Annotated in this window: 18 protein-coding genes; 8 read left to right on the top strand and 10 right to left on the bottom strand. The window is 68.1% G+C overall.

Annotation, left to right across the window (positions count from 1 at the left end):
- The first annotated feature begins 14 nt into the window (after positions 1–14).
- The 4 genes from Q0326_RS01315 to Q0326_RS01330 are packed head-to-tail and all read left to right on the top strand — an operon-like array spanning position 15 to position 3,509.
- Positions 15–965 (top strand): hydroxymethylglutaryl-CoA lyase, encoded by a 951-nt coding sequence (locus Q0326_RS01315; RefSeq protein WP_298686265.1) that lies wholly within the window; start codon positions 15–17, stop codon positions 963–965.
- Between the two features lie 14 nt (positions 966–979).
- On the top strand, positions 980–1,663 hold the full coding sequence (locus Q0326_RS01320; protein WP_298686267.1) for an isochorismatase family protein: 684 nt from the start codon (positions 980–982) through the stop codon (positions 1,661–1,663).
- Complete coding sequence (locus Q0326_RS01325) at positions 1,663–2,586, top strand: polysaccharide deacetylase family protein (protein ID WP_298686269.1); 924 nt, start codon at positions 1,663–1,665, stop codon at positions 2,584–2,586. The genes Q0326_RS01320 and Q0326_RS01325 overlap by 1 nt, the downstream gene beginning before the upstream one ends.
- Complete coding sequence (locus Q0326_RS01330; protein WP_298686271.1) at positions 2,586–3,509, top strand: polysaccharide deacetylase family protein; 924 nt, start codon at positions 2,586–2,588, stop codon at positions 3,507–3,509. Before Q0326_RS01325 ends, Q0326_RS01330 begins: the two co-directional genes overlap by 1 nt.
- 136 nt (positions 3,510–3,645) lie before the next feature.
- Here Q0326_RS01330 and Q0326_RS01335 read toward each other — a convergent pair whose 3' ends face one another.
- From Q0326_RS01335 to Q0326_RS01345, 3 genes are read right to left on the bottom strand one after another with little or no spacing between them, the layout of a single operon-like run.
- Entirely contained in the window at positions 3,646–4,809 is a 1,164-nt protein-coding gene (locus Q0326_RS01335; RefSeq protein ID WP_298686273.1) for an FAD-dependent monooxygenase, read from the bottom strand.
- Positions 4,806–5,735: a polysaccharide deacetylase gene (locus Q0326_RS01340; RefSeq protein WP_298686275.1), complete on the bottom strand. Its 930-nt coding sequence runs from the start codon at positions 5,733–5,735 to the stop codon at positions 4,806–4,808. Before Q0326_RS01340 ends, Q0326_RS01335 begins: the two co-directional genes overlap by 4 nt.
- 23 nt (positions 5,736–5,758) lie before the next feature.
- On the bottom strand, positions 5,759–6,493 hold the full coding sequence (locus tag Q0326_RS01345) for an arylmalonate decarboxylase (RefSeq protein WP_298686277.1): 735 nt from the start codon (positions 6,491–6,493) through the stop codon (positions 5,759–5,761).
- Positions 6,494–6,757: 264 nt separating this feature from the next.
- Between Q0326_RS01345 and Q0326_RS01350 the strand changes: the two genes are divergently transcribed.
- Both Q0326_RS01350 and Q0326_RS01355 read left to right on the top strand, forming a co-directional pair.
- Positions 6,758–7,444 (top strand): hypothetical protein, encoded by a 687-nt coding sequence (locus Q0326_RS01350; RefSeq protein ID WP_298686279.1) that lies wholly within the window; start codon positions 6,758–6,760, stop codon positions 7,442–7,444.
- 14 nt (positions 7,445–7,458) lie between these two features.
- Positions 7,459–7,962 (top strand): VOC family protein, encoded by a 504-nt coding sequence (locus tag Q0326_RS01355; RefSeq protein WP_298686281.1) that lies wholly within the window; start codon positions 7,459–7,461, stop codon positions 7,960–7,962.
- Positions 7,963–8,357: 395 nt separating this feature from the next.
- On the opposite strand, the gene Q0326_RS01360 is transcribed toward Q0326_RS01355, so the two are convergent.
- The 4 genes from Q0326_RS01360 to Q0326_RS01375 form a co-directional block, all read right to left on the bottom strand.
- A complete protein-coding gene (locus Q0326_RS01360; protein ID WP_298686283.1) occupies positions 8,358–9,575 on the bottom strand; it encodes an FAD-binding oxidoreductase in 1,218 nt (405 codons plus the stop codon).
- A complete protein-coding gene (locus tag Q0326_RS01365; RefSeq protein ID WP_298686285.1) occupies positions 9,572–9,919 on the bottom strand; it encodes a hypothetical protein in 348 nt (115 codons plus the stop codon). Before Q0326_RS01365 ends, Q0326_RS01360 begins: the two co-directional genes overlap by 4 nt.
- Complete coding sequence (locus Q0326_RS01370; RefSeq protein ID WP_298686287.1) at positions 9,916–11,136, bottom strand: class I SAM-dependent methyltransferase; 1,221 nt, start codon at positions 11,134–11,136, stop codon at positions 9,916–9,918. Before Q0326_RS01370 ends, Q0326_RS01365 begins: the two co-directional genes overlap by 4 nt.
- Before the next feature lie 151 nt (positions 11,137–11,287).
- Positions 11,288–12,721 carry an aldehyde dehydrogenase family protein gene (locus Q0326_RS01375; protein WP_298686321.1) on the bottom strand — a complete coding sequence of 478 codons (1,434 nt, stop codon included), beginning with the start codon at positions 12,719–12,721 and terminating at the stop codon, positions 11,288–11,290.
- A 287-nt stretch (positions 12,722–13,008) separates the two neighbouring features.
- Between Q0326_RS01375 and Q0326_RS01380 the strand changes: the two genes are divergently transcribed.
- Together Q0326_RS01380 and Q0326_RS01385 are read left to right on the top strand one after the other, a co-directional pair.
- A complete protein-coding gene (locus tag Q0326_RS01380; RefSeq protein WP_298686290.1) occupies positions 13,009–13,296 on the top strand; it encodes a DUF1330 domain-containing protein in 288 nt (95 codons plus the stop codon).
- A complete protein-coding gene (locus Q0326_RS01385; RefSeq protein WP_298686291.1) occupies positions 13,293–14,513 on the top strand; it encodes an FAD-dependent monooxygenase in 1,221 nt (406 codons plus the stop codon). Before Q0326_RS01380 ends, Q0326_RS01385 begins: the two co-directional genes overlap by 4 nt.
- 45 nt (positions 14,514–14,558) lie before the next feature.
- On the opposite strand, the gene Q0326_RS01390 is transcribed toward Q0326_RS01385, so the two are convergent.
- The 3 genes from Q0326_RS01390 to Q0326_RS01400 form a co-directional block, all read right to left on the bottom strand.
- On the bottom strand, positions 14,559–15,341 hold the full coding sequence (locus Q0326_RS01390) for an IclR family transcriptional regulator C-terminal domain-containing protein (RefSeq protein ID WP_298686293.1): 783 nt from the start codon (positions 15,339–15,341) through the stop codon (positions 14,559–14,561).
- Between the two features lie 325 nt (positions 15,342–15,666).
- Positions 15,667–16,296, bottom strand: coding sequence for an isochorismatase family protein (locus tag Q0326_RS01395; RefSeq protein ID WP_298686296.1), 630 nt, complete (start codon positions 16,294–16,296; stop codon positions 15,667–15,669).
- 6 nt (positions 16,297–16,302) lie between these two features.
- Positions 16,303–18,189, bottom strand: a complete 1,887-nt coding sequence (locus Q0326_RS01400) for a hydantoinase B/oxoprolinase family protein (RefSeq protein WP_298686298.1) — start codon at positions 18,187–18,189, stop codon at positions 16,303–16,305.
- Positions 18,190–18,218: the final 29 nt, after the last annotated feature.

Below are 18,218 nucleotides of genomic sequence, written 5' to 3' on the forward strand. Positions count from 1 at the left end.
AGCGGGAGATTGCCGTGACCGACCAGCGAACAGACGTGCTGATCAGCGAGGTCGGCCCGCGCGACGGGCTGCAGAGCATCGGCACGATCATGCCGCTGGCCGCCAAGAAGGCGTGGATCGCGGCCGAGGCCGCGGCCGGCGTCACCGAGATCGAGGTCGGCAGCTTCGTGCCGCCCAAGCTCCTGCCGCAGCTCGCCGACACCGCCGAGGTGGTCGCCTTCGCCAAGACGATCCCCGGCCTCACCGTCGCGGTGCTCGTCCCCAATGCGCGCGGCGCCGAGGCGGCGATCGCGGCGGGGGCGGACAAGATCACGCTGCCGCTGTCGGTGTCCGAGACGCACAGCCTCGCCAACCTCCGCCGCACCCATGCGCAGGTGATCGACGAGGCGCGCACGATCGCGGCGCTGATCGCGGCGCTGCCCGCCGACCGGCGCCCGCATTTCGAGGGCAGCCTCTCGACCGCCTTCGGCTGCACGCTCGAAGGCGCGATCCCCGACGCGCAGATCGCGCGGCTCGCGGAAAGCCTGATGACGGCGGGCTGCGACGAGGTCGGGCTGTCCGACACGACGGGGTTCGCCGATCCGTCCGCGGTGCGCCGGCTGATCCGGCTGGTCCGCGGCGTGGCGGGGGATGCGGCGCTGACCGGCATCCATCTCCACAACACGCGGGGACTGGGGCTCGCCAATGTGCTCGCCGCGCTCGATTGCGGGCTGACCACCTTCGACGCGTCGCTCGGCGGGCTCGGCGGCTGCCCGTTCGCGCCGGGCGCTTCGGGCAACATCGTCACCGAAGACCTCGCCTTCATGCTTGAGGCGATGGGGCTGCGCACCGGCATCGACCTCGACCGGCTGACCGCTGTTCGGACAATCGTCGCGGATGCGCTGCCCGGCGAACCGCTTTATGGTTTCCTGCCCGATGCCGGACTGCCGCTCGGCTTCCGCCCGGCGACGTCTTTGGCCGCCTGAGGAGTAAACAGCGTATGACGATCGTCGGCACCCGGATGGTCTCGGACGGCAAGACCGCCAGGCAGATCTTCGACGAGGTGATGGCCAATCCGGCGCGCACCAAATTCGGCTTCGGCAGCAAGCTCGCGATCGTCAATATCGACTTCCAGAACGCCTATACCCGGATCGATCGCTACAAGACCGCCTACGAGGCCGACCCGCGCCAGATCGAGCACGTCAACACGCTCTCCGCGCTCGCCCGCGCCAAGGGCATGCCGGTGATCTGGACGCATGTCGCCTATATGGACGACGCCAGCGACGCCGGCGTCTGGGGCACGCGCACCGACACGCCGGACTCGCTCCAGAACATCAAATACGACTCCGACCGCCACGCCTTCGACGAGCGCTGCCAGATCGATGCGACGGTCGATGCGGTCTACACTAAGCGGATGCCGTCGCCCTTCTTCGAGACGCCGCTGCAGAGCCTGCTGGTCTGGCACAAGGTCGACACGGTGGTGATCACCGGCGGCTCGACCTCGGGCTGCGTCCGCGCCGCGGCGGTGGACTCGCTGTCGCGCGGCTATCGCACGATCGTCCCGCTCGAGACCTGCGCGGACAAGCATGAGAGCTATCATTACGCCAACCTCACGGACCTCCAGCTCAAATATGCCGACGTCGAGCCGGTGCAGAGCGTGATCGACTGGCTGGAGGCGCGCTGATGCGCGAGGGTGCGGCCGATCCCGGCCTCTATGATTTCCGCCCCTATCGCGATCGCGCCAGGATCGCCTGGCCCGAGGGCAAGACCGTCGCGGTGTGGGTGTCGCCCAATCTCGAATATTATGAGATCGACCCCGCCGCCAATCCGCACCGCAAGAGCTGGGCGAAGCCGCATCCCGACGTCGTCGGCTATGCGCATCGCGACTATGCCAATCGCGTCGGCCATTGGCGGATGGCCGAGGTGATGAGCAAGCACGGCTTCCCCGGCTCGGTCAGCCTGTCGGTGGCGCTGTGCGATCACATTCCCGAGGTCGTGCTCGATGCCAATGCGCGCGGCTGGGAATTCTTCAGCCACGGCATCTACAACACGCGCTATTCCTACGGCATGGACGAGCGCCAAGAGCGCGCGATCATCGAGGATTCGATCCGCACCGTCCGCGATCTCACCGGCCAGACGATCAAGGGCTGGCTCGCCCCCGCGCTCACCCACACGCCGCGCACGCTCGACCTGATCGCAGAATACGGCCTGACCTACACCTGCGACCTCTATCATGACGACCAGCCGGGCCCGGTGCATGTCGCCGACGGCCGGCTGATCTCGATGCCCTACAGCCTCGAGGTCAACGACCATTATGGCTTCTTCGTCTACAATATGAGCCCGCGCGACTATGCCGACACGCTGATCCGCCAGTTCGACCGCTTGGCGGCGGAAGGCGAGCGATCGGGCACGGTGATGTGCATCCCGCTCCATTCCTATCTCATCGGCCAGCCGCACCGCATCGGCGCGTTCGAGGAGGTGCTGCGCCACATCGCGGCGGACGGTCGCGCCTGGATCACCCGCTCGGGCGACATCGCCGACCATTTCCTCGCCAACGACTATGACGCCGCCGTCGCCGACGCCGCGCGCTACGCAAGGGCCGTCTGATGGCGCTCGATCCCGCCTATCTCGAATACCCGCGCCGCGCGCGCGGGATGGATCACGACCTCTACGGTTACTCCAACCTGTTCGAGCGGCCGCCGGTCGTCTGGGCCGGCGGCAAGACGGTCGCGGTGCCGATCGTGGTCAGCCTCGAATGGTTTCCGATCGTGCCGGAGGACAAGCCGTTCCGCGCCCCCGGGCACATGCAGACCGCCTATCCCGACTATCGCCACTATACCTCGCGCGAATATGGCACGCGAGTCGGCTTCTACCGGCTGCTCGACGCCTTCGCCAAGGTCGGCGCGCGCGTTTCGGTCGCGACCAACGCCGCGATCGCGGAGCGCTACCCCTCGGTGATCCGCGAAATCGTCGCCGCCGGCCACGAGATCGTCGCGCATTCGACCGACATGAACGGCACGATCGCGACCGGGCTCGACGAGGCCGACGAGCGCGCGCTGATCGCGGCGTCGCTCGACACGCTCGAGCGCGTCGCGGGCGTCCGCCCGACCGCCTGGGCGTCGATCGCGCGCTCGCAGAGCTGGAACACGCCGCGGCTGCTCGCCGAGGCCGGGGTCCGCACGATGCTCGACTGGGTCAATGACGATCTGCCCTATCGGATGGACACGCCAAGCGGCGGCATCGTCAACCTGCCGCTCAACCACGAACTGTCCGACCGGCAGATCATCACCGTCCAGCAGCAGTCCGCCGAAAGCTATGCCGAGCAGATCCGCGACGCCTTTGGCTGGCTCGACGGCGAGGCGCAGCGCTATGGCGGGCGGATGCTGCCGCTGCACGTCACCCCCTATGTGATGGGGCTGCCCTACCGCATCGGCGCGTTCGAGGCGCTGCTGGCGTGGCTCGCGGCACAGCCGGGCGCGGCGTTCGAGACGGTGACGGCGGTGACCGAGGCGGTGTTTCCGGCCATTTGAAACGGCGTCTTCCGTCTCTATCCGTCATCCCGGACTTGATCCGGGATCCATAGACGCGGCGCGCAATATCCGGGCGCCGCGTCTATGGATTCCCGCCTTCGCGGGAATGACGCGGAAGGGTGGCTAGGCGCGGCCCTCAGACCGCGACCGTCCCCGCGTCATAGGCGAACAGGCCCAGCGTCTCTTCGTTGCGCAGCTTGGACATGCCGAACAGGTCGGCGTCGTCGCCCTGCATGCGGTCGGCGTTGTCGTTGGACTCCTTCTGGATCATGCTGGTGCGCGCGATCCGCGCCGCCTCGTAGCGGGTCAGCGCCTCGGGCAGCGTGTCGGCCGCGTCGATCGCGCGCGCGAGCACGAGCGCATCCTCGATCGCGCTCGAGGCGCCCTGGCCGAGGAACGGCGTCATCGCGTGCGCGGCGTCGCCGAGCAGCGTGATCCGGCCGTCGATCGACCAGCTCTTCAGCGGGGTCCGCGCGTTGATCGCCCATTTGTAGAGGTTGGTCTCGTCGGCCGCCGCGATCAGCTGCTGGACGGGCGCGCACCAGCCCGCAAACAGCGTCTCGAGCTCGGACCGCTTGGCGGGGATCGTCCAGCCGTCGTCGCTCCAGCCGGGCTGGCGGCCGAAGAAGACGAGGTTGAGCAGCGTGCCGCCGCGTAAGGGGTAGAAGACCGCGAGCCGGCCCGGGCCGATGAAATTGCCCGGATTGTCCGCCAGTTCGCGCAATTCGGGCGTCACCGGTACCAGCGAGCGGAAGGCGATGTGGCCGGTGAAGTGCGCGGGCGCCGGCTCCTGCAGCAATCGCACCACCGACTTGAGGCCGTCCGCGCCGACGACGAGATCGCCCGTCGCCACGGTGCCGTCGGCCAACGTCAGATGCGCGCCGTGCGTGTCGGCCGAGACCGCGGTCACCGGCGACGAGAGATGCAGCCTGCCGCCCAGCGCCTCGACCGCCGCGACCAGGATCACGTGCAGGTCGGCGCGGTGCGCATAGACATAGGGGGCGTGATAGAGGTCGCGCATCCGCGTGCCGCGATCGAGCGCCATCAGCACGCGCCCGTCCTGCCAGTGGCGGACCTGCTGGCGCACCGGCTCGACCGATGTCGCCTCGATCTGATCGGCGATGCCGAGATGCTGCATCACGCGCATCGCGTTGGGCGCGAGCGTGACGCCCGCGCCGATATCCGCCCACGCCCTGGCCGACTCGAACACGTCGACGGCGAAGCCGCGCTGGAGCAGCGCCAGCGCAGCGGTGAGACCGCCGATGCCGCCGCCGGCGATCAGGACGTGCGCGGGCTTCATGCCTGCGGCTGACCGTCGAGCTGGCCGGGGATGTGGCTCTCGTGATTCTGGAGATACCAGTTGGCGATCTCCTCGCGCGTCGCCCACCAGACGCCCGGCAGCGACTTGGCATGGTCGATGAATTCGCGCAGCGCACGGATGCGGTGCGCGCGGCCCGAGACGTGCGGGTGGAGGCCGACATTCATGATCCGGCCGGTCTTGGCGCCCTCGGCATAGAGCACGTCGAGCTCCTCGATCAGCGCCTGTGAAAATTGATCGGTGGTGAAATTCTTGCGGGTGATGAAGGTGAAGTCGTTGATCTCGTTCGAATAGGGCACCGATACGATCGGGCCGTGCGGGGTCTTCAGCAGATAGGGCTGATCATCGTTCATGATGTCGCAGTAGAAGGTCGCGCCATATTCGGCGAGGATGTCGGCGGTCTGCAGCGTGCCGCGCAGCGACGACGACAGCCAGCCCTTCGACTTGCGGCCGGTGAACTTCTCGAACTGGTCGAGCGTGCGCATCACGATCTCGCGCTCCTTGGCGGGATCGCCCGCGAAGTTGGTGAGCAGCTCGCCCTGCTCCCAATTGTGCGTGAGCAGCTCCCAGCCGCGCTCCAGCACCGCGTCGGTCATCGCCTTGCGGCGGTCGAAGGTGACCGCATTGGTGGTGCACGACGCCTTGACGCCGAGCTCGTCGAACAGCTCGAACAGTCGCCAGATGCCGACCCGCTGGCCATATTCGCGCCAGCTGTAATTGGGGAAATCGGGGGTGTTGCCGGGCAGGATGTCGGGCAGGATCGACGGGCCGCCGGCATAATAGGGCTTGTCGGTATCCTTGACGAGATCCCAGGTCTCGAGATTGAAGGTCAGGATCAGCGCGACCCGCGCCCCGTTCGGCCAGATCAGCGGCTGGCGGGCGGGAAGGGGGATATAGTCATAGTCCATGGGATCGTCCTTCGCGGGTCGGATCAGAAGTCGGCGAGCAGGCGGCCGAAGCCGTCGCGCTGGTCGGTGATGCCCATCGTGCGCAGGGCGTGCCAATAGGTCGCGGTGTTGATAGCGATCACCGGCTTGTCGAGCCAGAACTCGGCGATCGCGGCGACCTCGGCGAAGGCGAGGTTGGTGCCGGCTTGGATCACCGCGTCGACGCCTTCCGACACCGCGATCGCGGCGCGCTTGAGGGTCTGCTTGCTCTCGTGCGCGATCAGCATCGGGGAGGGCGATTTGAGGCCGACGAGGTTGACCACCTCATAGCCCTGATCCTCGAAGAATTTCTGCACGTTGCGGTCGCCGACCGGCATGTAGGGGGTGATGATGCCGATCTTCCGGATCGGCTTGCCGTCGCTCTCATAGGCCTTGATCGCGGCGTCGACCGCGGTCGATCCCATGATAACCGGCACGCCGCCGGTGCGCTCGAGCATCTTCTTGTGGAGCCGGTCGGCGCCCTCGGCACCATCCCAGAAGGTCTCGGCGGACATGCCCATGATCACGCAGCCGGGCGCCATCGACATCGACACGTCGACCGCCTCGAAGGTCGAGTCGCGGATCGTGTTGAGCATCACCATGAAGCTGTCGTCGTCGGTCACCTTGGTGTCGGGGATCGCGATGCGGCTGAAATGGTTGGTGACGCCGCGCGGCTGCATCGCGGCATATTCGGGCTCGACGCTGGTGTTGGTGGAGGGTGCCACCACCGCGAACTTCATGCGAGATCCCAATGAGTCGGTCATCGGCGCGGTCCCTTGACGGAAGAGGGCTGGCGGTGCGGCCAGCGACAATGGCCGGACTTTCGGGCCAAAGCCGCGTGCGGCAAAGGTGCGCCGCTCGTCTCACCGCCTGGCGGAGAGGGGCGCGCAGGCGCGAAGAAGCAGCCCCGGTCATCCGACAGACGGCCATGCCGGCCCGGACGATGGCCGATCGCCGCACACGGCGTACGGTCGCGGCCACAGCCCCGCGGAGAGGACGACCCGATGATCGCTACACCGGCCCTGACGGCGCTGACCGCGGGCAAGATCCTCTATCGCGGCGGCTCCGGCGCGGTGATCGGGCGCGAGCGGTTCGAGATCGCGCACCATGCCGGCGGCCATACGCTGCGCGCGCTGTGCGAGATGGACGACATCGCCCTGCTGCGCGACGTGACGGTGTCGCTCGACCCGGCCTGGCGTCCGCTCGACGCCTTTTGCCGGATCAGCCGTGCGGGCGTCGTCGAGGCGACGACCTGGTTCGGCGTCGAGGACGATGCGGTGCGCGTCGAGGGCTTGGTCGCCGGCAAGCGGATCGGCCAGTCGCTGCCGACCGACGCCCGCTGTGCCTATCTCGGGCTGCACCCGCTCCAGGGCGACGCGCTGATCGTGACCCAGCGCGCCGAGGACGCGCCCGGCGCCTTCCGCACGGTGCAGGGGATCACCAACTCGATCTCGCCCAATGGCGACGTCGGGCTCGACGGGGTGCCGGTCGCGATCGACGTGGCGTTCGTCGGCCATGAGCCGATCGTCGTCGCCGCCGGCCGCTTCGAGGCGCGCCGCTATGCGCTGCGCTGGAGCCCCGAATGGCCGCCCGCCGACGTCTGGGTGCGCGCGCACGACTGCGTCTTCCTCAAGATGCAGTGGAGCCTGATCGACAATTGGTACGAGCTCGCCGAGCTCGACGAACGCTGACCGAAGGACCTGCCATGACCGACCGCATCTCCGCGCTGATCCGCGGCACCATCTTCGTCCGCGACCTCGACCGGGCGACCGCCTTCTATCGGGCGTTGGGGCTGACCGAGACCTATTATGAGGGCGTGCTCGAAGACGCCTCGGCGAGCGGGATCATCGGCTATGCCGAGCCGCTGCCGCTGGCGGTGCGGATCGTCAAGCGGCCGGGCCCCAATTACGGGATGATCGGGCTGTTCAAGATGGACGACGGCCTCCATCCGGAGACGGTGCCGCTGGCGACCGGCCCGGCGCGCGTCGGCGAGGTCGCGCTGGTCTTCTATGTCGGCTCGATGGCCGATGCGATGGCGGCGGCACGTGCCAATGGCGCGACCTATGCGCCCGAGCCCGGGATCTTCGTGATGGCGCACCGCCAGCAGGCCGAGGTGTGCATCCGCGACTGCGACGGCGTGCTGCTCAACCTGGTCGAGACCGACCCCGCGCAGCAGGAGCGGACGCGCCCGGAGCTGGACTATAGCTGATCATCATGCGCCCCCGCTGCGCGCGGCAGGAGGTGTCTACAGCCCGAGCCCGCCCGGCGACAGTCGCCCGTCGGGATCGGTCTGCGCCTTGATCGCGCGGACCAGCGCCAGCGGCGCCTCGCCCAGCCGGGAGGCATAGGGATAGGCCTTGCCGAGCTGGAAGTTGGTCGCGCCATGGGCGACGAACAGCGCGATCATGTCCGCCTTGAACTGGTGAACATAGGCGCGGGCCTCGGGATTGTCGGGGTAGGTCGGCAGCCCGGACAGATAGTCGGCCGGTACCACAGCCTGGTGATAGGGCTGCTGGACGTCGGGCCAGTAGATCGCGATCTCGTAGAGGAAGCCGCTCGATCCGATCGTCGCGAACATCCCCCCGGTCCACACCCCCAGCGCCTTCATCGTCTCCGCACGCGCGGCGTAGAAGGCGTCGAGCGCGGCATGGAAGGCCTGGACGTTGGCGTGCGGCAGGATGCCGTGCAGCGGCACCCAGCGCTCGCCGGCGGGGCCGAGCGTGTTGAAGAAGGGCGCGAACGGCATGCCGCGCACCACCGCCGCCACGGTCGCGGGGATCTCGCGACCGTGGCGGCGAGCAGTTCGCGGATCCGGTGCAGCCGCGCGCGCGCCTCGGCATCGTCGAAGCCTTCGACGATATAGTGCACCATATAGGCAGAACCCGAGATTGCCTTGCGCGCGGAGACTGCGGCGCGCGCGACCTGCCGGAGGCCCGCGACCAGCGAGGGCGAGCTCTTGATGATCGACAGCGCGATGCCGAGCGCGGCGCCGGCGCGATCCTGCCGGGCGATCTGGCCCTGCGACAGCGCGGCATCGAGCGCGAAGTGCGAATCCTCGATCCGCTCCTGCGACACGCGGCGCATCGCTTCGTGCATCGTTGCGAAATCGGGGAAGGCGAAGGAGATCGGCCGGTGCGCCGCACGGCTCCTGAGCAGCGGCAGCGTGATCCGCGCCTTGATGCCGAGCGTCCCGCAGTCGCCGGTGAACAGCCCGGTCAGATCGGGGCCGAAATGGCGGGTGAAGGGGAGGTTGCCGGTGGCGGCGGCCGCGCCCGTGCTGAGCAGCGACCCGTCGGCGGTGACGATGTCGAACGACAGCGCCGATTCCGCCGAGATGCCGTAGGCGCCCGAGCCGTGGCTCACCGAATTCTGCGACATCGATCCGCCGACGGTCGCCTTGAGCCCCGAGAAGGGACCCCAGAACGGCGTGCGCAGCCCGTGCCTGGCGAGTTCGTCGCGCAGATGCGCCCAGGTGACGCCGGCCTCGACCGTCACATAGCCGGCCTTCGGATCGATCGTGACGATGCTGTCGAGGCCGCCCAGGTCGAGCAGGACATGGCCCTCCTCGCGCGGCAGATAGCCGTCGGTATAGGAGGCGCCGCCGCCGCGGATCGACAGCGGCGTCTGGGTCGCGGCGGTCGCGCGGACCACCGCCTGCAGTTGCTCGACCGATCCCGGCCGCACCACCGCGAGCGGGGCGGCGAGCTTGCGGTACACGTCCTCGGCGTAGGGCTGCATCGCCGCGCCGGTCAGCACGTTGGCGGCGCCGACGATCTCGGTCAGCGCGTGCAGCAGGTCGGGACGGTCGAGCGTGATCGTCATCCGACCGCGATCTCGGCGATCACCGAGGAATAGCCTTCGCCGGTCTCGGCGGCGGCGGCCTCAGCGGCCTCCTTGCGCATCAGGTAGAACATCCGGTCGAGCATCGCCTGGCGGCGCGCTTCGCGCGTCTCGAGGGCGGTCTGGTCGAGCACCAGCGCGGCGATGCCGGCGCGCAGGTCGAGGCCGTTGGTCGCGGCGACGCGCTCGATCGAGTCGACATGGTCGGCGAGCACCGAGACCTCGCTCGCCAGCACCATGATCATCGACATCATCTGGTCGAGCGCGGGCGTCTCGTAGAAATGCGGGCGCTTACCCTTTGCGTTGCGGTTCATCGTCTCGGTCATGCGGCGGCCTTCTGTGCGATCAGGACTTCCCAGCCGCCGCCCGGCGCGAACTCGCCCGCGGTGAACTCACGGTCGGCGACCGCGTCGGCGGCTTCCTGGCTGTAGCCCGAGGCTTGCTGGGCGGCGAATTCCATCACCGCCATCGGCGCGGTGTCGAAGCGGATCGTCTCCGGCGGAAAGCCGGCGTCGGTCGCGAGCTTGACCTGGTCGAGATCGCGCATCGCGCCCCAGAAGGGTTCGTTGTTATAATAGGTCTCGTTGTCGAGAATGAACTGGGTGAACGGGTCCATCAGGTCGAACGGCGGCAGATCGGCGTGGATCATGTAGCCGCCGGGTGCCAGCAGCCGGTGGCATTCGGCGAACACCTTGGGCATCGCCTTGCCGCTGGTCTCGTGCAGCATGATGTGGCTGACGATCAGGTCGAAATAGCCGTCCTCGAACGCGGTCTGCTCAGCGTTCATCTGCGCGAAATTGACGTCGAGCCCGAACGCGCCGGCGCGGCCGTGCGCATAGCGGATCTGCGGCGCGGCGACGTCGATCCCCCAGATCTCGGCGTCGGGAAACAGCTCCTTGTAGGGCAGCGTCGAATGGCCGACGGTGCAGCCCATGTCGAGGATGCGCTTGGGGGTCCAGCCGCCGAGCTTGCGCTTGATATAGTTGCAGACCGACCGGCCCATGTCGTCATTGTCGGGGCCGGTGTATCCCATCGAATAGAGATAGACGCCGCGATCGTAGAGCGCGCCGAGCCTGACCCCGTCGGTGTCCGCGCCGCGGCCGTTATAGCCGCCGGGCATGCAGTGGATGTCGAGCGCCGAGACGTAGCGCGGCACCTCGAAATCGGCGGGGATGCGCAGCTCGCCCTTGTTCTTCGCCGAACCCGCCTTGGCCTGCGCGTCGACCGCATCGGCATCGCGGTCGATGCTGTCGATCACGCTGTCCCACAGCAACTCCTGACTGATCCGGTTCACCGCGGCATAGTGCTGGAAATAGGGATCGGGGGTCATCGCCTTGCGGATGTCGTGGCGATCGGCGGGCGCGCGGCCGGTCTCGCGCTCGAACCTCGCGGTGGCGCGTGCCTTGTAGACGGGGCCCAGGCCCGGCAGGATGCCCTGCTGCACGAACTGCTTGAGGCTTTTCGCGAATTCCTGGCGCGCGGCCTCGTCGGGCGTCGCCGACGGCAGCGCGTCGTGGAAATGCTGTTGGAAGGTGTTGAGCATGGTCCGTCCTCCGTCTCGATCGGCGCCGCCCGCGCGCCCGGCGGGGCGGTACGCGTTCCGGTCCTGATCGCCGCTGCAGCATAGGCTAGCGGAGCGCTCGCCGCCATCGCGCGCGCTGTCGCGCTTCCCCGCCTGGCGGATAGATCGGCGGTCAGAGCACCGCGCAGACGGTCTTCCACTCGAGATAATTGTCGAGCGCGGCGACGCCGCTGTCGCGGCCATAGCCCGATTGCTTGACGCCGCCGATCGGCAGGCTGGCGTCGTACATCAGGTGGCAGTTGATCCACACCGTGCCGGCCTGGATGCGCCGCGACAGCCGATGCGCGGACGACAGCGATTCGGTCCAGACGCTGGCGGCGAGCCCATAGACGCTGTCGTTGGCGGCCGCGACCACCTGGTCGAGATCGTCGTAGCGCTGGACGACCAGCACCGGCCCGAAAATCTCCTCGCGCACGACGTCCATGTCGGGCGAGACGTCGGCGATCACGGTCGGGCGGATGAAGGTGCCGGCATCGCCGCTACGCTCCCCACCGGTCATGACCGAGGCACCGGCCGTCCGGGCGCCGGCGACGAAGTCGGCGACGCGCTCGGCCTGGCGTGCCGAGACCAGCGGCCCCATCTGCGTCGCGGGATTGAGGCCGTGGCCGAGCTGCAGACCGTCGGCATAGGATGACAGGCCCTCGATCACCCTGTCGTAGATGCTGGCGTGGACGAAGGCGCGCGAGCCCGCGACGCAGACCTGCCCGCCGTTGAAGAAGATCGCATTGGCCGCGCCGGGGATGGCGAGGTCGAGATCGGCGTCGGGCAGCACGATCACCGGCGACTTGCCGCCGAGTTCGAGCGTGACGCGCTTGAGATTGCCCTTCGAGGCGTCGAGGATCGCGCGGCCGGTCGCGGTCGAGCCGGTGAAGGCGACCTTGTCGACGCCGTGATGCGCGGCCAGCGCCGCGCCCGATCGCGCGCCGCGCCCGGTGACGACGTTGAGCACGCCCGCGGGGAGCCCCGCCTCGACCATCAGTTCGGCCAGCCGAAGCGCGGTCAGCGAGGTGTCCTCGGCGGGTTTGAGCACGAGCGTGCAGCCGGCGGCGAGCGCGGGCGCCAGCTTCATCGCGGTCAGCACCAGCGGCGAATTCCACGGCACGATCGCGGCGACCACGCCGACCGGCTCGCGCAGCGTCCAGGCATGGACCTGCTTGCCGGCGGGCTGGTAGGTGATCGACGGCGTGATCGTGCGCCCCTCGATCGCCGTCGCCTGGCCCGCGAAGAAGCGGAACTGGCCGGCGGCGCCGGGGATCTCCGCCCAGCGGCCGACGTAGAGCGGCTTGCCCTGGTCGAGCGTTTCCATCTCGGCGAGCTCGTCGATGTTGGCGTCGATCAGGTCGGCGATGCGCCACAGGATCGCGGCGCGCTCGGCGGGGGGCGTCTGCGACCAAGAGTCGAACGCGGCACGCGCGGCGCGGACCGCGCGGTCGATGTCGTGGGGGGTGGCGTCGGGGATGTGGCCGATCACCGCGCCGGTCGCGGGGTCGATCGAGGGCAGCGTCGCGCCGTCGCTGGCGCCGACCCAGTCGCCGCCGATCAGCATGCGCGCGTCCTGCGGCGCATCGAGCAACGCCTGTGCGCGGGCGGAGGCGGGCCGAACCGCGGTCAGGATGCTCGTCATTGCTGGGTCTCCCATAGGTCGGCCGCCTATAGCCCTTCGCGCCGCATCGGTCCGGGCATTGCCGGATTTATCCGCATGGCAGGGAAACCCGCAGTCAAGTCAGCGAGATGCGGCGCCGGCCTGTCCACTTGTCGGGGAAAGTTGGCGTCGCGGCATCGATTCCCCGTGCCGCTGCCTAAGCACGATCCTTCAATCCAGGGGAGGATGCGATGCCTGCTTTCATCGTCGCGACGGTTACGATTCACGACCCGGCCCGCTTTGCCGAATATGGCAAGCTCGTCGCGGGCCTCAGCGAGCGCTTCGGCGGTGAGTCCGTCATGAAGGGTGCGGTCTCGGACGCGCTCGAAGGCGATGTCACGATCGGCGAACGCGTCGTGGTCACGCGCTTTGCGGATGCCGATGCCGCCCGCGCCTATATCGCATCGCCCGACTATCAGGCCGCGCGGGCCACGCGTGGGGACGCGGCGACGGTGACGATGCGGTTGATCGCGCTGTGAGCGACGCGAACGGGCGCACCGCGTCGGAGGAGTATACGCAGATCCTGGTGGCGGGCGGCGGCCCGGTCGGCTTCGTGCTCGCCTATGCGCTGGCCAAGCGCGGCATTTCGGTGCGCGTGCTCGAGGCCGCGAGCCACTGCCTCGAGGACATGCGCGCCTCGACCTTCCATCCGCCGACGCTGGAGATGATGGCCGAACTCGGCATCATCGACGAGCTCGAGGCGCAGGGCCTGCGCGCGCCGATCTATCAATATTGCAACCGGGAGACGGGCGCGGCCTATGCGCTCGATCTCGGCGAGATCGCCGACCTGACGCGCTACCCCTATCGGCTGCAGTGCGAGCAGTTCAAGCTCGCGCGGCTGCTCGCCGCCCGGCTCGAGGCGATGCCCAATGCCCATGTCGAATTCTCGCGCCGGATCATCCACTTCGACCAGGACGCCGCCGGCGTGTCGGCGATCGCCGAAGGCCCGATCGACGTCAAACATTATCGGGCGGACTATCTGGTCGGCGCGGACGGCGCCAATTCGCTGGTCCGCAAGCTGCTCGGCGTCGAGTTCGACGGCTTCACCTATCCCGAGAGCTTCCTGACGCTGTCGACCGCCTATCCGATCGAGCAGCATCTGCCCTGGGTCGCCGACGTCAACTACGTCGCCGATCCGCCCGAATGGTGCGTGCTGCTGCGCGTGCCGACGCTGTGGCGCGTGCTCGTGCCGCAATCGGCCGAGACGGGCGACCCCGACATACTCGGCGACGCGCGCAAGGATGCGGTGTTCCGGCAGCTGCTCGGGCCCGACGCGCCGACGATCACGACCGAGCACCGCACGGTCTATCGGGTCCACCAGCGCGTCGCCAAGACGTTCCGCGTCGGGCGCGTGCTGCTGATCGGCGATTCCGCGCACCTCAACAATCCGCTCGGCGGCTATGGCATGAACTCGGGCATTCACGACGCCTGGAACCTGATCGACAAGCTGTCGAAGGTGCTGCTCGAGCAGGCCGATCCCGACCGGCAGCTCGATCTGTTCGATCGCCAGCGCCGGACGATCACCCACGACTTCGTCCAGACCCAGACGATCGCCAACAAGGCCGGAATCGGTGCGGGCTTCGCCGCGCGCGAGGCGCTGCTGCGCGACCTCCAGGGCAATGCCGCCGCGCGCCGCGACTATCTGCAGACCACCTCGATGCTCAAGAGCATCACGGACGAAGCGGTGATCGTGTGACGGCCGGGGAAGGGGCGGCCCGATGGGCGACCCTTCCCCCGCGGCTTAGCTGGCCTTGTCGCTGAGCAGGCCGCTGATCAGCAGCGCGGTGCGTTGCAGCGCGCCGAGATGTTCGGACACCGCCTGCACCTGCTTCATCGCCGCGGCGAAGTAGATCATCGTCAGCGCGGCGTGGAACTGGCCGTTGCGGAAGATCGGCACCGCGATCGTCGAAGTCTTGCCCGGGGTCAGATTGTGCTGGCCCCAATCCTGCGCGGCATAGCCGTCGGTGCGAATCCTGTTGAGCGTGGTGTCGAAGTCGAACAGCGGCCGCGGCTTGCCGGCGCCCTCGTCGGTCACCGCCAGCCAGCGCATCACGTTCTCAAGCTCGTCGGGGTGCATCTGCGCGAGGCAGACGCGTCCCGATGCGGTGTCGAGCAAGGGCAGCGTATAGCCCGGATAATAGCGCTCGAAGGTCAGTGCGGTCTCGGCATGGGTCGAATCGCGCACCACCATGTGCGTGCCGACGCGCACCGTGATCGACACCGGCCAGCCGATCGCCTTGGTGAGCTCGCGGATCGGCTGCTGCGCGACGTCGACCAACAGGCTGTCGGACCGGTAGCCATGCGCGAGCGACTGGACGAGCGCGGTCGGGCGATAATGTTTGCGCGACGGCTCCTGCTCGATCAGCCCCTCGACGATCAGCGTCTGCACGATCCGGCACGCGGTCGGGTAGGGCACCTCGCCCTGGCGGGAGATCGCCATCATCGACAGCGAGCCATGTTTGTTCAACGCCTGCAGCACCGAGATGCACCGGCTGATCGAGCGGATAGGGACGCCTTTTTCCACGAAGAACTCCTGCGACTCGGTGAACTTCGTGAAGCTTATGTTGCAGCCGGATTTATCCGCAAGACGGTTAGAAACTATCCGCCTGTCGGATAGGCGCCGCGGAACGTTTCGCGTCGCTCGCAGCGCGGCATCGGTGGTGTTCCGTGAGAGAGGGGGCTGTCGGCCAGGCAAACCCCGTCGTCATGCCGGGCATGATCCGGCATCCAGCGACGGTTGACGAGCGCGGTTGAAGCCGCGGATCCCGATCGAAGCCAAGGCAACGAGAGGCACCGAGCCGCCGCGACGAATAGGCGCGACGCCCGCGCGGATCGCCAGACGCAGGCGGTCAGGTCCGACCGGACAGCAGCCCGATCGCGATCTTCTCGGAGACGACCTCGGCATATTTGGCCTGCAGATCGAACAGATTGGCGCCGTGGGGCCGGGGGTCGCGATCACCACAGGCGTCGGCCACCACGAACGGCACGAAGCCGCTCTGCAGCGCGTCGAGCGCGGTCGCGCGGACGCAGCCCGAGGTCGAGAAGCCGGTGACGAAGACGGTGTCGACCCGCATCGCATTCAGCGTCGAGGCGAGCGAGCTGCCGAAGAAGGCCGAGGCATATTGTTTGGTGACGACGACGTCGCCCGCGACCGGCGTCAGCTCGGGATGAAAGTCGCCGAGCGGCGAGCCCGGCAGGAACGCCTTCAGCGCCGGCACCTTGCGGTAGAACAGCCCGCCGTCGGCGCCGCCCGGCCCGTAGGCGACGCGCGTGAAGATCACCGGCACGCCCGATGCGCGCGCGGCCGCGACCAAGCGGATGTTCGAGGCGAGCGCGCTCTCGACGCCGGCGTAGAGCGGCGAGCCGGGATCGAGATAGGCCATGCAGACATCGACGATCAGCAGCGCCGGTCTTTCCCCGATGCCGAGGCGGCCACCGAAGCCGGCTTTGGCGTAATCGTCGTCGAGCGCGTCATCCATCGCGTCTTACTCCGCTGCAACCGCAAGCGCGGGAACATGCCATTTGGGCTGGATCGGGCCGGGCAGGCCGGTCTCGGCCAGGCAATTGGCGCGCTTCGCCTCGATGTCGGCACCATGGTTGAACAGCGGCAGCGTCTCGGGACGCGCCGCGCGGAGCTGCGTGCGCAGCGCCTCGGTCGCCGCGGCATCGACGGTGCCGTCCGCACCGATCACCACACCGTACGCCTTGGCGCCCGCGACGGTGACCAGACCCTGGCCGATCTCCATCGCGACCAGCGCGGGATCGCGCGCCAGCGGGTCGCCCCAGCCGCCGCCGCCCCAGGTGATGAAGTGGAGGATGTCGTCGGCCTCGACCGCGAGATCCTCGACCTTGTTGCCGACCACGGTCTGCGTGCCGTCGGGCTTTTCGAGGATCTTCTTCGCGCGGGCGCCAGGCTCGCCGCCATTGACGCCCCAGGGCGAGACGAACCAGCGGTCGTCGTGGATCGCGATCATGCCCGGTTCGAGGAAGCGATAGCTCATCAGGATGCCGTTGCCGCCGCGGTGCAGCCCGGCGCCGCCCGAATCCGCCACCGTCTCATAGCGTTCGATCACCAGCGGGAAGTAGCGCTCGAGAAACTCGTTGGGCACGTTGGTGAAGTTGGGCCACAGCGAATGGCCGTCGGGGCCGTCGCCGAGCGGGCGGCCGGGGATGCCGCCGAAGCCGATCTGGAACAGCTGGAACCACTCGCCGCTCTTGTCGGTGCCCGAATAGAAGAGATGCGGCGAGGAGGAGAAGCCCGCGGCGTTGAGGAATTCGGGGGTCTTCTGGCCGAGCAGGCCGCCGAGGATGTCGAAGATCCGGCCGAGCGCGTGGGTGCGGCCCGACAGCGCCGCCGGGAATTTCGGCTTGAGCAGCGAGCCTTCGGGGATGCGGACGTCGATCAGATCGTAGAAGCCGTCGTTGAACAGGATCTGCGGGTCGAACACCATGATCATGTAGATGCCGAAGAACATGCGGAACATGTTTTCGTTGAGGAAGAAGTTGATCGACGCCTGGCTTTGCGGATCGGTGCCGTCGAAATCGAGCACGACGCGGCCCTTCTCCTTCCACATCGTGCAGCGGATCTTGTACGGGCCGTAGCCCATGCCGTCGTCGCAGATATAGTCCTCGAAGCTGACCGGCTCGTCGCCGACCGCGGTCTCGATCAGGCTCGCCATCGCGCGGTGGTTGCGCGCGAGCAGCTCCTCGCAGGCCGAGACGAATACGTCGTCGCCGAACCGCTCGGCCATCTCGACGACGCGGCGCGCGGCGACCCGGCACGAGGCGACCAGCGCGTTCAGATCCGCCTTGCACCATTCGGGGGTGCGGACCTGGTGCATGATCAGCGCGACGAGGTCGGCGTTGTAGAGGCCCTGTTTCCAGATCTTGACCGGCGGGATGCGCACCCCCTCCTGGAAGATCGAGGTGGCGTCGATCGGCATCGAGCCCGCGACCTTGCCGCCGATGTCCGACATGTGGCCGAACATCGAGGTGTAGGCGATCAGCCGGCCGTCCTTGAACACCGGGAGCAGCACCAGCCAGTCGTTGGAGTGGCTGATCGCGCCGTCGACCGAATAGGGATCGGACAGCATGATCATGTCGCCCTCCTCGACGGTGCCGGCATAGCCTTCGAGGAACGGGCCGATATAGGAGCCGAATTGGCCGACGATCATCCGGCCCTTGTGATCGGCGATCAGCGGGAAGCTGTCGCCCTGCTCGGGGATGCCGGGAGACATCGCGGTGCGGACCAGCGTCGCGTCCATCTCGTTGCGCGCGTTGCGCAGCGCATTCTCGATGATGTCGAGCGTGACCGGGTCGATCTCGACGGGGCTGAAGGGGGTGGCGTTGGACTGGACGATGCGGGCGCTCATGGCGAATACCTTGTCTGGTCTGCTGTCGG

Origin of the sequence: uncultured Sphingomonas sp. (genome assembly GCF_937859915.1) — a bacterium.
In the GTDB taxonomy this organism is placed as follows: domain Bacteria; phylum Pseudomonadota; class Alphaproteobacteria; order Sphingomonadales; family Sphingomonadaceae; genus Solisphingomonas.

Bases quoted from the DNA above. Each gene is read 5' to 3' on its own strand.
- Q0326_RS01335 (WP_298686273.1), bottom strand. From the start codon at position 4,809: ATGAAGCCCGCGCACGTCCTGATCGCCGGCGGCGGCATCGGCGGTCTC.
- Q0326_RS01370 (WP_298686287.1), bottom strand. From the start codon at position 11,136: ATGCTCAACACCTTCCAACAGCATTTCCACGACGCGCTGCCGTCGGCG.
- Q0326_RS01320 (WP_298686267.1), top strand. From the start codon at position 980: ATGACGATCGTCGGCACCCGGATGGTCTCGGACGGCAAGACCGCCAGG.
- Q0326_RS01400 (WP_298686298.1), bottom strand. From the start codon at position 18,189: ATGAGCGCCCGCATCGTCCAGTCCAACGCCACCCCCTTCAGCCCCGTC.
- Q0326_RS01325 (WP_298686269.1), top strand. From the start codon at position 1,663: ATGCGCGAGGGTGCGGCCGATCCCGGCCTCTATGATTTCCGCCCCTAT.
- Q0326_RS01395 (WP_298686296.1), bottom strand. From the start codon at position 16,296: ATGGATGACGCGCTCGACGACGATTACGCCAAAGCCGGCTTCGGTGGC.
- Q0326_RS01355 (WP_298686281.1), top strand. From the start codon at position 7,459: ATGACCGACCGCATCTCCGCGCTGATCCGCGGCACCATCTTCGTCCGC.
- Q0326_RS01360 (WP_298686283.1), bottom strand. From the start codon at position 9,575: ATGACGATCACGCTCGACCGTCCCGACCTGCTGCACGCGCTGACCGAG.
- Q0326_RS01365 (WP_298686285.1), bottom strand. From the start codon at position 9,919: ATGACCGAGACGATGAACCGCAACGCAAAGGGTAAGCGCCCGCATTTC.
- Q0326_RS01345 (WP_298686277.1), bottom strand. From the start codon at position 6,493: ATGAAGTTCGCGGTGGTGGCACCCTCCACCAACACCAGCGTCGAGCCC.
- Q0326_RS01375 (WP_298686321.1), bottom strand. From the start codon at position 12,721: ATGCTGATCGGCGGCGACTGGGTCGGCGCCAGCGACGGCGCGACGCTG.
- Q0326_RS01330 (WP_298686271.1), top strand. From the start codon at position 2,586: ATGGCGCTCGATCCCGCCTATCTCGAATACCCGCGCCGCGCGCGCGGG.
- Q0326_RS01380 (WP_298686290.1), top strand. From the start codon at position 13,009: ATGCCTGCTTTCATCGTCGCGACGGTTACGATTCACGACCCGGCCCGC.
- Q0326_RS01350 (WP_298686279.1), top strand. From the start codon at position 6,758: ATGATCGCTACACCGGCCCTGACGGCGCTGACCGCGGGCAAGATCCTC.
- Q0326_RS01340 (WP_298686275.1), bottom strand. From the start codon at position 5,735: ATGGACTATGACTATATCCCCCTTCCCGCCCGCCAGCCGCTGATCTGG.